Consider the following 14,193-nt stretch of genomic DNA (forward strand, 5'->3'; position numbering starts at 1 on the left):
TGAGAGTGGGCATGAGCAGAGCAAATCCAGCCATTCTTGCGGCGATCATGATCGGATTCGCCGCCGTCTTGGGGGGAGTGACCTTCTGGCCGGGCGCGTTCTACATCCGCCTGCATGAAGGTGACACGCTGCATCTTGTCTCGATCCTGCTGCGGATGGAGGACGGGCAGCGCCCGCATCTGGATTTCATGACCCCGATCGGGGCATTGGCGTTTGCGCCGATTGTCCTGTTCCTCAAGACTGGACTGGGGGTCGGCATGTCGATCCTGGCGGCGCAGTTTCTGGTTGCGGCGGTGCTTGCGCCCGCGATCTGGTGGGTCGCGCTCAGCCGGTATCCCGGTCGCTGGGCCTGGGTGTTCGCGGCTGTCGCGCTGACGCTGGTTCTGGGCATGATGTTTGGCGGGACCGAAGCCTCGATTTCGATGCATTACAACCGCTGGGCCTGGGCGGTGACTTTTCTGATGGTCTCGGTCGCCGTGCTGCCGGTGATTGGGCGCCCGCGACCCCGGATCGACGGGGTCATCCTTGGGGCCGGGGCGGCTGCGCTGGTTCTGACCAAGATGGCGTTTTTCGTCGGTGTTGGTCCCGCGATCCTGTTGATCCTAGTGGTGCGCCGCAAGATGGCGACGCTGGGCGTGGCGGTGATTGTTGGCGGGCTGGTTGCTGTCGGGATCGCGCTGTGGGGTGGCGTTGATTTCTGGGCAAGCTATGCGCGTGATCTGCTGGTCGTTGCCACCGCCGAAACGCGCCCGCACCCCGGTGCCGGATATGCCGGCACGGCGGCCAGCCCGGCGTTTCTGGGTGGGTCGCTTCTGGCGCTGGCGGCTGTGGTGATCCTGCGCCGTTCAGGTGCGAAAAACGCCGGGCTGGCGTTGATGTTGCTGTTTCCCGGCTTTGTGCTGATCGCCTGGCAGAATTGGGGGAACGAGCCGCGATGGCTGTGGCTTCTGGGGCTGATGCTGGTGCCGTTGGGCTTGCGGATCGACAATGAGGCGGGCGACTGGTTGCGCGGTCGGCGGGCGCTGACGCTGGTGGCGGCGATGGCAATGGCGCTGTCCTTCGGCACGTTCATCAACATTCTGCTAAGCCCGTTTCGCCATGTCGCCACTGACAAGTCAGATTATGTCGCGCTGATTTCAGGTGACCCCCGGCTGGCCGATCTGTTGACCGTTGACATCCGTGCCCTGCGGCTGAACCGGCGTGTGGACCTGACGATGCCGGGGGCGACGGATGCGCCCTGGAACGACCCCGATTTACGCGACGAGCCTGCAATCCTGCTGGGTGAGGCGCTGGAACCATGCGAGACTCAATTGGGAATCTCGGCCTGGACGGCGGCGATCTCGGCGGATCTGGCGGCGGCGGGCTATGGCGCAGGAACGCAAATTTTCACCGCCGATGTCTTTTCCGCCTTCTGGCTTTATGGTCCGCAGGACGCGCTGGAAAGCGGCGCGCCCTGGTATTATGGCGGGCTGACGGGGCTGCAAAACGCGGATGTCATGCTTGTGCCGCTTTGCCCGAACCATGAAGTGACGCGAAAACGCGTGCTGGACGAGGTTGCGGAATTCAACGTGCCACTGACCGAGGTGCACCGCACGCCGGATTACGTCCTGCTGAAAGTAGATGCGCCCTGAGGCACGCCAGGTACGGCGAGGTTGGGTGCCAGGGGTTGGCAACCTTCGGCATCATCCATTCGATAGGAACCAGTGCCGAGGACGAGCGCCATGCGCCTGCGGCGCGCACCGGCCATTCAACAGCGACTTGGAAGATCAGGTTGGCGCTTTAGCGAAAAGCGGCAAGCGCCAGATAGGCGATCAACGTGGGGGCCAGGGCGATGCCCAGCGGGAAATCCTTGCGCCCCCAGCTTTCCCAATGCGGGGTCGCGTTCACCACGGCCGGGATGCGGCGCGCAACGCGGTGGGTGATCAGGCCGACGATGGTGAAGGCCGCCAAAAGGTACACAACCTTTGTAATGTCCGGATAGGCCACGAAGGGGGCCATTGCGGCGGCGAATTTGGCGTCACCGGCGCCAAAGCCGATCAGGCTGTTGGCGATGAAACCCAGTGCCAGGACCACCACCAGGCTGACCCAGCCCCAGCCCCAGTCCACAAGCGGCAGGGTCATCAACCCGACCGCAGCGTAGACGACCACCAGTGCCAGGACCGCTGTGTTGCGGATTTTCATGAACGCCAGATCGGTCCAGACCGTGTACAGACAGACCGGCGCGGTCAGGATCAGGAACCAGAGCGCGGTTCCCGATTGAAGGCTCATCATGGTTACGTCGTCCCTAGTTCTGGACGTTGGCTTCTAGGGCACGCAGGCTGCGCACGGCGGCCTCGAAATGCTGCGGATGGGTGTCGATCGCGTCGCGCAACAGGCCCTTGCCAGTTTTTACGTCACCCTGCTTGATCGCCGAAAGTGCCAGCGTGTGCAGCAATTGCGCCCGTTCGACCTGATCCATCGGAACGACGGGAAGGTCGTAATTGCGCTGTGCGCCACGGGCCAGCACCAGGTTGTTTTTGGCGGATTGTGTTGAAAAACTCCGAAATCAGAGCGTCGCGGATTTCTTGCGAAAACCTATGAAGCGAAATAGTCGGAAAGCTTTGACCACGAGACAGCGCATGGCTGCGCGTGAGCGCATGTAGGCGATTTGGGCCGACCCCCGCGCCAAAAATTTAGGATCGGGCTGCATGGAAAGAAAAATCATCGTTCAGGCCCTAAAACGGAGTTTTTCAACACAATCGGCGGTGAACAGTTTTTCATTGTAGGTGATTGCGCGCACGAACAGCTTTTCCGCATCGCGGTATTCGCCGCGCGTCAGTTTGGAATAGTCCCAGTTGTTCAGAACACCGGCGGGCGTGGTCGTCAGCCCGGCGGCGGTTTCATAAAAGCTGTCGGCGCGTTTCCAATCTTCGTTCTTGTCGGCCATCATCGCCTCTAGCCGATACCGGTCAAAGGATTCCAGTGTCGGCGGGATGCGATCCAGCTGCGCCTCGGCCTGGTCCCATTCGCCCGCGCGCACCATCGCGTCGGCCAATGAGATCTGGTCGTCCGTGGTCGACCCCTCCATCGTGCCCACCTTTGCCCAGGCGGTCGCGCCTTCGGTCGGGCGCTTGGCGCGGATCAGCGATTTCGCCAGCCCGCGCTGCAGGTCGATCCGGTCGGGGTTGTCGCCGGTGGCGCGTTTGAAATAGGCCACCGCCTCGTTCGGGTCGGCGACGGTCAGCATGATGTCGTTCATGTTGGTTTCGTCGATCACGTTGACGGATTGGATCGCGCGTTCCACCTCCGCGTCACCGCCTGTCATGCCGTTGCGAAGTTTATCGCAGCCGGACAGGGCCAATGCCCCGCAAACTGCGAGTGTCGTAATTGTCCAATGGCGCATGTGCCTGCGTCCTCTGTTCTGCTCGGGTCGGTCCGCTTTTGTGCTAGGGCGTCGTCAGCAACAGGTAATCCCCGGTGCCACGGCGCATCAGCGCGAACTCGGTTTTATCCTCGGCAGAATAGTCTGGATTCTCAAGAATTTCGAGCGTTAATCTCAAGTTCTCCCGAATGGCGGCAGATTGGCCACTATCCAGCGAAAAAGCGTTGCGAAAAACGTGTTCTGCTTCGCCTGCGCGGCCGGTTTCGATCAGCACGACGCCCAGATTGTTCAGGGCGGGTACGAATTTCGGGTCCGCCTCTAACGCGCGGCGCAGCATCTGTTCGGCCTGACCCAACCGCCCAAGCCGCAAGTTCGCGGATCCGATCGCGCTGAGGATATCGACATTCACCCCCTGGCGTCCCGCCGCGCGGTAATAGGATTTCAACGCCAGCTCAAATTCGCCCGCTTCCATCAGGCGGTGCCCAACGGCCAGGCCGTCGACGCTGTCGCTTAGTGGTGCGGCGCGGGTGCCGGGGGCATAGGGGCTGCCCTCAATCGGTTTCAGACCCTTCTGACAGCCGGAAACGGCAAGCGTTATGCCTGCCGCTGCCAAGATGCCTGCGCAATACTGTCGTTTCATAAACGCCTAGAAGCTGATGTTCTGCAACGTTTCATAGATGCTATAGATCGACGGGCCAATAAGAATAATCAGAAGTGGCGGAACCGTGAGCATCATGGTCGCCAGTGTCATCTTGGTTGGCAGGGTGTTGGCCTTTTCCTCGGCACGCATCACGCGCTTGTCGCGCATTTCGGCGGCATAGACCCGCAGCGCTTCTGCGATTGAGGTGCCGAAGGTGGCTGACTGTATCAACACAGTCACAAAACTTGTCACATCCATCACCCCGGCGCGTTCGGACATATCGCGCAGCACGGCAACGCGATCTTTACCGGCCTTCAACTCGTGACTGACCATTTCGAATTCATCGGCCAGCGCAGGGAAGCCTGCGCGGATTTCCTTGCTGACCCGGATGATCGACTGATCCAGCGATTGCCCGGCCTCGACGCAGACCAGCATCATGTCCAGCGAGTCGGGAAAGCCGTTGGTGATTTCCTCTTGCCGGGTCTGGACCCGCTTGGTGACCCAGTATTTGGGCAGCATGTACCCAATCGAACCCGGAATGATGATGTAGATCATCATCATAGAGACCGTAGTTTCCACCCCGGTTGCGTTGCGGAATACAACATAGCCGACCCCGGCCAGCAGCCCCAGAACCCCCAGCGCGAATTGCAGGAAGTGGAAGGTGCGCACCGCATTCTTGCTGCGGTATCCGGCCTGTAGCAGCTTCAGCCGCGCTGCCGACAGTTCTTCGGCGTCCTGGGGTTCCAGGAAGTTCGAGTATTTTTCGAGCTTGTCTTTCTTCTCTTCATGGCGAAGCTTGCGCTTCCCCTCGGGCGCGTCCCCGGCGGTTTTGGGCTCATCCTTCAGCTTGGACAGCGGGTCGACCTGCTTTCTCAGCATGATCGGCAGGGTCAGAATGATCAGCAGCAGACCAAGCCCACCGACCGCGAATAACGGGCCAAGCGGACCCATGTTTGAGGTCAGGAATTCATTGATGGCTTCCATGATCGCGCCCTCCTCAGACTTTGATGTTTACGAGTGCGCGCATGACGAACACGTTCGCGACCAGAAAACCGGCCACGACAAGGCAGGCGGGAATGAAGGCGGCTGTTTCTTTCACTTCGTCATAATAATTTGGCTGAATGACGTTGATCATCACCAGCGCGCCCAGCGGAAACACACTCAGGAACATGCCGGACCATTTCGCCTCGGCGGTGATCGCGCGGACCCGGCGGAACAGTTTGAAGCGTGACCGGATCACCTTGGCCAGACCACCCAGGATCTCGGCAAGGTTACCGCCCGAGGTTTGCTGGATCGTCACCGCCACAGCAAGGAAGCGCAAATCCTGCATGTCAAGCCGTTCTGCCATGGCTTTCAACGCGTCGCCGACGTCACGACCATAGGCGCTTTCGTCCGAGATGATGCCCATTTCCGAGCCCAGCGGATCCGCAACCTCGGTCGCGACAATGCCAAGCGCGGACGAGAACGGGTGGCCAACGCGCAGGCTGTGCACCATCAGTTCCACCGCGTCAGGCAGTTGTTCTTCGATCATGCTAAGGCGTTTCTTGGCCTTATTGTTCACCCAGACATAAACGCCGCCGACGCCCATCGCGATCGAGACTGCGATACGGATTGGCAGGTTTGCGCCGGTTCCGAAGGTCAGGCCGACAAAGGCAAATCCTGCCAAACCAACCATCACCGCGATCAGCTGGGGCGGTGAAAACGCGATACCCGCCCGCTGTGCCTTGCCCGCCAGGATCGAATACAGCGGGATCGAGCGTGATTTCATATGCTGGCTCATCTCCTTGCGGAGTTGTTCCAGCACCTTCTCGCGCCCGCCGCCCTTTTCCAGCATATCAAGTCGGCGATTGACCCGGCTGTTCAGGCTGATGGATTTGCCGAAGATGGTCAGATAGACGCCTTCGACCAGCAGCAGAACGGCAATGAATATAAGGCCGTAAATAATCGGTTCGGGACTGATTGTCATAACAGGTTACTCCGCTGCCGTTGGTTCAAACAATTCAGGCGGCAGGTCATAGCCCCACATCTTGAACCGTTCGGAATAATGGGATCGCACGCCAGAGGCCGTGAAATGTCCGATGATCTTGTTTTCGGGTGTCAGGCCGGTGCGTTGATACCGGAACACTTCCTGCATCGAGATAACGTCGCCCTCCATCCCGGTGATTTCAGTGATGGAAACCATCCGGCGCAATCCATCCTGAAGGCGGCTGGCCTGTACCACAAGGTTCACAGCCGAAGCGATCTGCGCGCGCACGGCCTTGATCGGCATCTCGATCCCGGCCATGGCGATCATGTTTTCCAGACGGGAAACCGCGTCACGGGCCGAGTTAGCGTGGATCGTCGTCATTGATCCATCGTGGCCGGTGTTCATGGCCTGCAGCATGTCGATGACTTCTTCGCCGCGCGTCTCACCCACGATAATGCGGTCGGGGCGCATCCGAAGCGCGTTTTTCAAACAATCGCGCTGGGTTACCGCGCCCTTGCCTTCGACGTTGGGCGGGCGGCTTTCCATCCGGCCCACATGCGTCTGTTGCAGCTGAAGTTCGGCCGTATCCTCGATCGTCAGGATACGTTCGGAGTTGTCGATAAAGCTCGACAGCGCGTTCAGCGTGGTCGTTTTACCAGAACCCGTACCGCCCGAGACGATGACGTTCAGACGGCAGGCGACAGCGGCCTGTAGATAGGCGGCCATTTCTTCGGTGAAGGCACCGAAATCCACCAGATCGTCAATGGCCAGCTTCTCTTTCTTGAATTTGCGGATGGACACCAAAGAGCCATCGACCGCGATCGGCGGCACCATCGCGTTAAAACGCGATCCGTCCGCAAGACGGGCGTCCACATAGGGGTTGCTTTCGTCGACCCGGCGACCCACCGCGCTGACGATTTTGTCAATGATCCGAAGTAGATGGCGTTCGTCTTTGAACGTGATCGAGCTGATTTCAAGCTTGCCGTCGCGTTCCACGAAAATCTGCTGAGGGCCATTGACCAGAATATCGTTGACGCCATCGTCTTTCAGCAGCGCTTCCAGCGGGCCAAGGCCGGTTACCTCGTCAAACAGGTCCTGGTTCAGCGTGGTGCGTTCTTCGCGGTTCAGAACGATGCCGAGTTCTTCCAGCGCCTCGGCGGTGATGGCCATGATCTCGTTGCGCAGGTCTTTTTCGTTCGCACCATCCAGCGCGGCCAGGTTCAGGTTGTCCAGCAGGCGTTTGTGCAATTCGACCTTGATTTCGGCCAGCCGTTCCTTGCGCTTACGTTCTTTTTCGTCCTGCGGCGCGGAACTGTTGCCGGCCTCAGTCGGGGAAGGTTTGCGCAGAACGCGGGCAGGTTCAGCCGCCTGCGCGGACATGTCGGTACCGCCGTCAATCGAGGTCAGGTTTGGCTGGCCTTGCCCCTTGGCGGCGCCTTTCTTGTACTTTGAAAACACTGAGATCTACCTTCTAATGACTACCGGCTGACACCGACTCGTTCAGTTCATGGACTGATTCCGCCAGTTTCTGGATTTCTTTGCGCAGCGGGTTTTTTGGTGCGCCATTGGCCAGCGGGATGCCATGGTCGCACCCCTGCGCGACCTGCTTCAACCCGTCGGGCATCAGAACTTCAATCGTGATTTCAAGGCTTTCCGCCAACCGCTTCACGCGGCTTTTGCCCGCCAAATCGGTGAATTTCGGCGCCCGGTTCAGCACGTAACGCAGCTTTTCAAACGGCAGCTCTTCGGATTTCAAGGCGCGGATCAGGCGCAGGGTGTTCTGCGCCGAACGCATGTCCAGTTCCAGCATCGCGAAATACACATGTGCGGAATGCAGCACCGTTTCGGTCCAGGAAACGACCGTGGGCGGCATGTCGATCACGACATAGTCGAAGTTGGTGCGCGCCATTTCCAGGATGCGCCCGATGTCATCGGGACCAACGATATCCAGCGGTAGCATTTCCGCAGGTGCGGTCAGAACCTGCATCTTGTCTTCAAACGTCTGCAGGGACTGCATGAAGCTTTCCTGGTCCATCGTTTCAGTCGTGGACAGAACTTCGAACACGGCGTCGCGACGCGACAGATCCAGATCAATCAGAAGCACACGCGGCGCCTGACCGTTGACGTCAAGATTTGCCAGTTCCCAGGCAAGGTTCACGGCAAAGTTTGTGGCCCCAACGCCACCGGCAAGCCCGTGCACCGGCAACAGGACGGCGTCGCGGTCGCCAGTCGCCTTGATATGGGTGGTGGTGTCGGCGGCTTCTGCTTTTTCAATCACTTCCGGTTTGCGCATCCGCGCGATCGCGTCGTGCAGCGCACCATCGGGAAGAGGGTAGGGGACGAATTCTTGAGCGCCCAGTTTCAGCAACTGGTGTAGGGTAATCGGGGTGACCTTTTCGGCGATCAGAAGCGTTCGGATTTTTCTGGCGCTTGCCAGTTTGATCAGTTGGGAAACGGTGGTCAGGTCAGCCTCGTCCTCCTCATCCATCGCGATGGCAATGAATTCAAGGGAATCTGCGTCCGACTGGGATAGAAACAGCGACGCGTCTTCATAAGTCAGGTCGCCCCAGCTCTCTCCGAGTTCCGTTTCCATGTCCTCGATCAGCAGATCGAACTTCTGCACATCGCGGCTGACGGTGCAGGCCAGGATGGGCGCTGGTTCCGGCTGCATTACGGCGCTCGTCGCCATCGGTTTCCCCTTCGTATAACCCCGGCTTGGCCCATCGGAACGGACCGCAACCTGCGGTGTCACCCCTGGGCAAAACCCACCCGCGCGCACTGATTCTGCGCGCAATACTCCCTACAGAGCGACGATGACCCTCAATGGTGACAACATTGAGGCTAAAAAATCGTAATTATTCGATTTTTATGGACGATCAAATTTTATGGAAGATAAAAAAAGTGACGTCGCAGCAGGGCCACGGCGTCACAATCATTCGGAATTTGTTTCTTGGGCCCTAGTTGGAATCGGCCTGTTCGATCGTCGGGCTTGCCAGCGCAGAGCGGATGTATTCGCGCTGGATGACGGCGGCATATTTGCCATTCAGGCAACAATTCTTCCCGTTGCCAGCGCCCACGAAGCCAGACACCTGGGTGATAGTACGGCGATTGCGGCGTTCGCGCCCTTCGGTGACGATCAGCGGCTGGGTTTCGCCAAGCGATGCCACGGCCTCCAGCCTGCGACGCGAGACGCCTTGCGTCGCCAGATAGCTGACAACGGCCTGCGCGCGCGCCAGCCCAAGGCGTTTGTTATAGGTGGCCGAACCAACCAGATCGGTGTGCCCATAGACCCGGAACCGGACCTCGGGGAATTGCCGGATCCAATTTGCCTGACGCCGCAGGGTGGCCTGGGCGGCAGCATCAAGCTGAGAGCTGTTGAAAGCAAAGTTAATCATTGGATCAATTTCGGACGAGAACCTGTTGTTTAGGTTCACCATTACGTGCTGACCACTGGCTTCACCGCTTTGGATCAGCGTGTTCTGCATCGTCGGGTTGCCGAAGCTACCGTCATCGACGCTGGACCCTGCCGTCACGTCCAGCGACTGGCCCATGTTCTGACATCCGACGAGTAAGGCAAGCGCCAGCCCGGACAGAGTCATTTTCAGATGTGTCATCTTCATCGCCTTCACTCCATCACATAGCCGTAGGAACCGCCGAAGTCCTGGCGCGCAACCTCTCCGGCGGCACCTTTTTGGGTTTTGCCAACCACGCTGCCGGACAGGAACAATTCGCGTTCAGTCGGAATGCGGACCCGGTCGGTCGGCAGGGCCAGCGCCTCGCCGCGGACAGGGGTGACCAGATGCGGCGTCACGATGATGACCAGCTCACTTTGCTGGCGTTCATACTCGGATGACCGGAACAGGGCGCCCAGAATGGGGATGTCACCCAGCCACGGCACCTGGCCGACCAGATCGGAGAAGTCATCCTGCAGCAGGCCGGCGATTGCAAAGCTTTCACCGTCGCGCATTTCCACGGTCGTCGAGGTTTCGCGCCGTTTGAATGCGCTGACCGCAAAGCCGTTGGTGACAACCGCGTTGGATTCGTCGACGCCGGAAACGGCGGCGGTCAGTTGCAGATTGATCAGGTCACCGTCCACAACACGCGGCGTGAACAGCAGTTCGACACCGAAGGGTTTGAACAGCACCGTCACCCGGCCCTCTTCACCGACAACAGGGATCGGATATTCGCCACCTGCAAGAAAGCGTGCTTCCTGACCTGAAAGTGCAATCAGGTTCGGTTCGGCCAGCGTGCGAACAACGCCTTTGGCTTCAAGGGCTTCCAGCAGAACCGCAAATTGCAGCGATCCGGCAGAAAAGCCCAGTGTCAGATTGCCGGTTGTCGCGCCGCTGCTGCCAACGGTGTTGGGATCACCAAACACCGCCGTTCTGTTGGCGCCGTTGGCAAAGACGCCGTTGCCGCCCACGCCACCAACATCAGCGCTGGTAGAGTTCACGGCCAGTGACGACGACAGACCCTTGGAAACCGAACGCTGCATTTCTGCAAAGCGCACTTTCAGCATCACCTGCTGCGTGCCGCCGACAACCATCAGGTTGGAAATCCGCCCCGGCGCGTATCGGCCTGCCAGATCAAGCGCGCGGTCAAGCGAGATGATCGACGACACCGTACCGGACAGCACGATTCCGTCATTCGCGGTGCGTACCTCGATATTCTCGCGCGGCAGAATTTGCTGCAAACGCTCTTTGAACTCGGCGATATCGGGTGAAACCTGCACATCGACATTGGCCAGCAACCGCCCGTCAGGACCAAGAAGCGTCAGCGTCGTGCGCCCCGGCGCCTTGCCGAGCACGTAGATCGTGCGATCCGACAGGGTCGAGATATCGGCGATGCCGGGGTTGGCAATCGACAGTTCCGCAAACGGTGCATCGCTTTCAACGACCACCGCCCGGTTCATATCAACCTTGAGGCTGCTGGACGCCGCCCCTTTCATAATCTTAAGGGTCTGCGCCTGTCCGATTTCCGGATTGAGCAGAGTCAGTGCAAGGGCGGCGCATGCCGCCTTGATCAGATTCTTAATATACATGTGACCTGCCTTTCCGATCACGCCTCAGTTCGGACCTTTTAGAATGCCCGTTGGATCAGAGACTGCGTGACAATCAGAATAATAGCAAGAATCAAGTGCTTAAAGGGGCACATTTATGTAGTTTGGGCGCAACACCCGGCAGGGGTTGCGCCCAAATCACTATACAACCCCAAGATGCTGTGCCCCGGGGCAGAAGTTCGATAAGGTCAATTCGTGCAGGCGATCGGAATGTCGATCACTTCAGCGCCGCGGCGAGTGCGCACGGTGCAGACTTTTTCACGTTCAACCTCGACCACCTGACGTTCTTCGATGCCCAGCAACTCGCGCTGGTCAATTTCCAGTGCGCCGACTTTGGTTTCATCTTCAATGCCGACAAGTGACAGCGAAAGCTGGCCGGTGGCCTGCGCCTGGGCCAATGCGGCAACCTGGCGCGGAGTGACTTCGACCGTCACGGTGCGTGCCACCTGTGCGTTGCTGCGATCGCCGTCATCGGTCTGGTCGATGCCGATGATCTTGATGCTGCTGTCGATCAGCTTGGTGATATCCTGGTTGAGGTCCTGGCCACCGCGCCCGGTCCAGTAAACATCAATGAAGTCGCCGGGACGCAGGAATCCGGCGACGCCTGATGCCACGTCAACACGGATCGAAAAGGCCCGCATGCCTGCCTTCAGGCTGGAGGCAACGCCGGCATCCTCACCGGGTTGAGAGACTTTTACGGCCAGAATCGGCTCGTTCTTCTCCATCGCACGCAACGCCGCGCGCAGCTCGTCAGAACCTTCGGGGAACAGATCCTGCTTGCCTTCGTCGCTGAACAGGAATGCGCCCGGCGGCACGCTGTCCTCGGGCCACATCACGGTGCGGACATCCTTAGGACCAATCCGTTCGCCATAGCGAACCGGCTTGGTCAGCACAAATACCTGTACTGTCGGGACAATCTGCCCGCGGGCCGCACGTTCCGCTTCCAGCGCGGCCTGGTTCTCGGAAATGTAACCCTGCGCCATGTATACTGCGAATCCGGCCAAGCCGATCCCCACGAGCAACACCAACCCAAACATCATTCGCATGTCTTGTCCTTTCGCCCCATGTTCCCGCGGCGGAAGACGGCTTCAGGGCAACCCAGAATCACACTCCGCCGGGAATTGACCTTAATTTGGTTGTGAAATGCGGCATCAGCGTGAATTTGGCATGGTCAATACATGATTTCGCAACAATGCGGCGCCAGCGGCACAATCGTTTTAGTACGTTGCGACCGTCATTGCGGACAATGACGTGCTGATTTTGCCGCCGAGCGCGCCTGTCGCGGTACCGACACCAACCGCAAGAAGTCCGAGGCCGACGACCGCTGTCAGTACAACCCAGTCAACTGTGACTGCACCATATTCGCAGGTCATGAAATTCGAGAAGTTTCTGATCATCCCCATATCTCTGCCTCCAACACTCGACCCAGGTATCGTCTGACCACCGATCGGGTTTGTTTCTTCGAGAATGTTATCTGCGCCATTCTTAATAAAGAATGTGGGGTCGCGCATCTTTCAGCAATGCGCGACCCCATTTGTCTTGGAACCTGTTATGGCGGTCCGTCTGATGTCCTGCAGCGCCCGCATGTGGGTGCCGCTCAGACAATGTTCAGATTAGCTGCCCGGAACCGTGTAGGTTGCAACCGTCTGTGCATTCAGCGGATTGTGTTGAAAAACTCCGAAATCAGAGCGTCGCGGATTTCTTGCGAAAACCTATGAAGCGAAATAGTCGGAAAGCTTTGACCACGAGACAGCGCATGGCTGCGCGTGAGCGCATGTAGGCGATTTGGGCCGACCCCCGCGCCAAAAATTTAGGATCGGGCTGCATGGAAAGAAAAATCATCGTTCAGGCCCTAAAACGGAGTTTTTCAACACAATCAGCGAAGAGCTGACTTTGCCCGACAGCGACACAGCGCCGCCGCTGACAGCGGTCAGAACCGCAATGCCCAGGCCAACAATTGCTGCCGTCAGCACAACCTAAAGCGTTTCGGCTTGAACCTGAATCGCGAGGGATTCCCTTGAGACCTGATCTGTGATTCATCCTGTTTGGGAGGATGGATCATGTCAGCACCTTTGCCATCTGCGCTTCGGATACGGTTTCAGAGATACATTGAAGAAGGGTTGAGCGGGCGCGCGGCGGCGTTGCGGTTGAAGCTGTCGCCTGCCACAGGCGCGCGGTGGGCGCGTCAGGTGAGGATGAAGGGTCATGCGGAACCTGCCCGGCAGGGACCGCCGCGCGGCAAGGGAAAGCTGGCTCCGCATCGGGAATTCTTTGAGGAGTTGATCGCACAAGACCCTGACATCACGCTCTTTGAGTTGCGTAATGCGCTGGCCGATGCAGAGGGTGTGCGGGTGCATCACTCCTCCATCGCCAACCTTCTGTCCCGGCTCGGCTTCACGTACAAAAAAAGTCGCTGGTCGCCACCGAGCGCCGCCGCGCCAAGGTAAGGCAGCAACGGGCCGACTGGTTCAGATACCGCTCGCCAGCCATTGCGACCTTTCCTGAGCGCGTTGTCTTTATTGACGAAACCGCAGTGAAGACAAACCTCACGCGCCTACGCGGCAGAGCCAAGCGCGGTAAGCGCCTGACGATGGATGCGCTCTTCGGAAGCTGGGGAACCCAAACCTTGATCGCGGGCCTGACCCAAGGCGCGCTGATCGCACCTTGGGTCATCAAGGGAGCGATAGATGGCCCCGCCTTCGCGGCCTACATCCGCGAAGTGCTGGTCCCCGAGATCAACCCCGGCACTGTCGTCATTCTCGACAACCTGGCAACCCACCGGAATAAGGAGGCGACGCAGGCTTTACGCAATCACGGCTGCTGGTTCCTTTACCTGCCACCGTACTCGCCCGACCTGAATCCCATCGAGCAGGCCTTCTCTAAACTGAAAGCCCATTTGCGACGGATCGGGGCCAGGTCCTTTACCCAGGTCTTCGAAGCAATCGGAGCAATCTGCGATCTCTACGACCCAGTAGAATGCTGGAACTACTTTAAGGCCGCCGGATATGTCTCAGGTTAATGTCGAAACGCTTTAGTCAACCGTTACAGCACCGGCTTCGTCGTTCAGGAAATTCTTAAACATGGTATACTCCGTTCATTTGACACGTCTGTTAGTCACTTACCGCGCCGGTCGATTGGGACGTTGGTATGTGACCCGTTTCCGCCTT

General features: G+C 58.9%; 14 protein-coding genes and 1 pseudogene. 3 read left to right on the forward strand and 12 right to left on the reverse strand.

The features are described 5' to 3' along the window. The first annotated feature begins 11 nt into the window (after window positions 1-11). Entirely contained in the window at window positions 12-1,631 is a 1,620-nt protein-coding gene (locus GKR99_05750; protein ID NKB27067.1) for a hypothetical protein, read from the forward strand. A 148-nt stretch (window positions 1,632-1,779) separates the two neighbouring features. Here the strand turns inward: GKR99_05750 and GKR99_05755 are convergent, their stop codons facing one another. From GKR99_05755 to GKR99_05810, 12 genes and pseudogenes are all read right to left on the reverse strand, one after another. After that, a complete protein-coding gene (locus GKR99_05755) occupies window positions 1,780-2,268 on the reverse strand; it encodes a hypothetical protein (protein NKB27068.1) in 489 nt (162 codons plus the stop codon). A gap of 16 nt (window positions 2,269-2,284) precedes the next feature. Then, a pseudogene (locus GKR99_05760) lies at window positions 2,285-2,524 on the reverse strand (hypothetical protein). A 183-nt stretch (window positions 2,525-2,707) separates the two neighbouring features. Then, a complete protein-coding gene (locus tag GKR99_05765) occupies window positions 2,708-3,382 on the reverse strand; it encodes a tetratricopeptide repeat protein (GenBank protein NKB27069.1) in 675 nt (224 codons plus the stop codon). Window positions 3,383-3,425: 43 nt separating this feature from the next. Further along, window positions 3,426-4,001: a tetratricopeptide repeat protein gene (locus tag GKR99_05770; protein NKB27070.1), complete on the reverse strand. Its 576-nt coding sequence runs from the start codon at window positions 3,999-4,001 to the stop codon at window positions 3,426-3,428. 6 nt (window positions 4,002-4,007) lie between these two features. Beyond that, window positions 4,008-4,985: a type II secretion system F family protein gene (locus tag GKR99_05775; protein ID NKB27071.1), complete on the reverse strand. Its 978-nt coding sequence runs from the start codon at window positions 4,983-4,985 to the stop codon at window positions 4,008-4,010. Window positions 4,986-4,998: 13 nt separating this feature from the next. Then, window positions 4,999-5,961: a pilus assembly protein TadB gene (locus tag GKR99_05780; GenBank protein NKB27072.1), complete on the reverse strand. Its 963-nt coding sequence runs from the start codon at window positions 5,959-5,961 to the stop codon at window positions 4,999-5,001. A gap of 12 nt (window positions 5,962-5,973) precedes the next feature. Continuing rightward, complete coding sequence (locus tag GKR99_05785) at window positions 5,974-7,347, reverse strand: CpaF family protein (GenBank protein ID NKB27073.1); 1,374 nt, start codon at window positions 7,345-7,347, stop codon at window positions 5,974-5,976. 91 nt (window positions 7,348-7,438) lie between these two features. Then, complete coding sequence (locus GKR99_05790) at window positions 7,439-8,656, reverse strand: AAA family ATPase (protein NKB27074.1); 1,218 nt, start codon at window positions 8,654-8,656, stop codon at window positions 7,439-7,441. Between the two features lie 268 nt (window positions 8,657-8,924). Then, window positions 8,925-9,581 carry an OmpA family protein gene (locus tag GKR99_05795; protein ID NKB27075.1) on the reverse strand — a complete coding sequence of 219 codons (657 nt, stop codon included), beginning with the start codon at window positions 9,579-9,581 and terminating at the stop codon, window positions 8,925-8,927. An 11-nt stretch (window positions 9,582-9,592) separates the two neighbouring features. Beyond that, complete coding sequence (locus GKR99_05800; protein NKB27076.1) at window positions 9,593-11,008, reverse strand: BON domain-containing protein; 1,416 nt, start codon at window positions 11,006-11,008, stop codon at window positions 9,593-9,595. Window positions 11,009-11,214: 206 nt separating this feature from the next. Next, complete coding sequence (gene cpaB, locus GKR99_05805; GenBank protein NKB27077.1) at window positions 11,215-12,072, reverse strand: Flp pilus assembly protein CpaB; 858 nt, start codon at window positions 12,070-12,072, stop codon at window positions 11,215-11,217. 171 nt (window positions 12,073-12,243) lie between these two features. Next, window positions 12,244-12,423, reverse strand: coding sequence for a hypothetical protein (locus tag GKR99_05810; protein NKB27078.1), 180 nt, complete (start codon window positions 12,421-12,423; stop codon window positions 12,244-12,246). 239 nt (window positions 12,424-12,662) lie between these two features. On the opposite strand from GKR99_05810, the gene GKR99_05815 reads away from it, so the two are divergent. Next, window positions 12,663-12,806 carry a hypothetical protein gene (locus tag GKR99_05815; GenBank protein ID NKB27079.1) on the forward strand — a complete coding sequence of 48 codons (144 nt, stop codon included), beginning with the start codon at window positions 12,663-12,665 and terminating at the stop codon, window positions 12,804-12,806. Between the two features lie 280 nt (window positions 12,807-13,086). Continuing rightward, window positions 13,087-14,045 (forward strand): IS630 family transposase gene (locus GKR99_05820; GenBank protein NKB27080.1). Its coding sequence is split into 2 segments (ribosomal slippage): window positions 13,087-13,428 and window positions 13,431-14,045, totalling 957 coding nucleotides; the frame shifts between segments, so codons are not numbered across the junction. The last annotated feature ends 148 nt before the right edge of the window (window positions 14,046-14,193 follow it).

The organism is Paracoccaceae bacterium (genome assembly GCA_012103375.1).
Lineage (GTDB): Bacteria > Pseudomonadota > Alphaproteobacteria > Rhodobacterales > Rhodobacteraceae > WLWX01.

Bases quoted from the DNA above. Each gene is read 5' to 3' on its own strand.
- GKR99_05770 (NKB27070.1), bottom strand. From the start codon at position 4,001: ATGAAACGACAGTATTGCGCAGGCATCTTGGCAGCGGCAGGCATAACG.
- GKR99_05750 (NKB27067.1), top strand. From the start codon at position 12: ATGAGCAGAGCAAATCCAGCCATTCTTGCGGCGATCATGATCGGATTC.
- cpaB (NKB27077.1), bottom strand. From the start codon at position 12,072: ATGCGAATGATGTTTGGGTTGGTGTTGCTCGTGGGGATCGGCTTGGCC.
- GKR99_05800 (NKB27076.1), bottom strand. From the start codon at position 11,008: ATGTATATTAAGAATCTGATCAAGGCGGCATGCGCCGCCCTTGCACTG.
- GKR99_05790 (NKB27074.1), bottom strand. From the start codon at position 8,656: ATGGCGACGAGCGCCGTAATGCAGCCGGAACCAGCGCCCATCCTGGCC.
- GKR99_05785 (NKB27073.1), bottom strand. From the start codon at position 7,347: ATGTCCGCGCAGGCGGCTGAACCTGCCCGCGTTCTGCGCAAACCTTCC.
- GKR99_05795 (NKB27075.1), bottom strand. From the start codon at position 9,581: ATGACACATCTGAAAATGACTCTGTCCGGGCTGGCGCTTGCCTTACTC.
- GKR99_05755 (NKB27068.1), bottom strand. From the start codon at position 2,268: ATGAGCCTTCAATCGGGAACCGCGCTCTGGTTCCTGATCCTGACCGCG.
- GKR99_05765 (NKB27069.1), bottom strand. From the start codon at position 3,382: ATGCGCCATTGGACAATTACGACACTCGCAGTTTGCGGGGCATTGGCC.
- GKR99_05775 (NKB27071.1), bottom strand. From the start codon at position 4,985: ATGGAAGCCATCAATGAATTCCTGACCTCAAACATGGGTCCGCTTGGC.
- GKR99_05810 (NKB27078.1), bottom strand. From the start codon at position 12,423: ATGATCAGAAACTTCTCGAATTTCATGACCTGCGAATATGGTGCAGTC.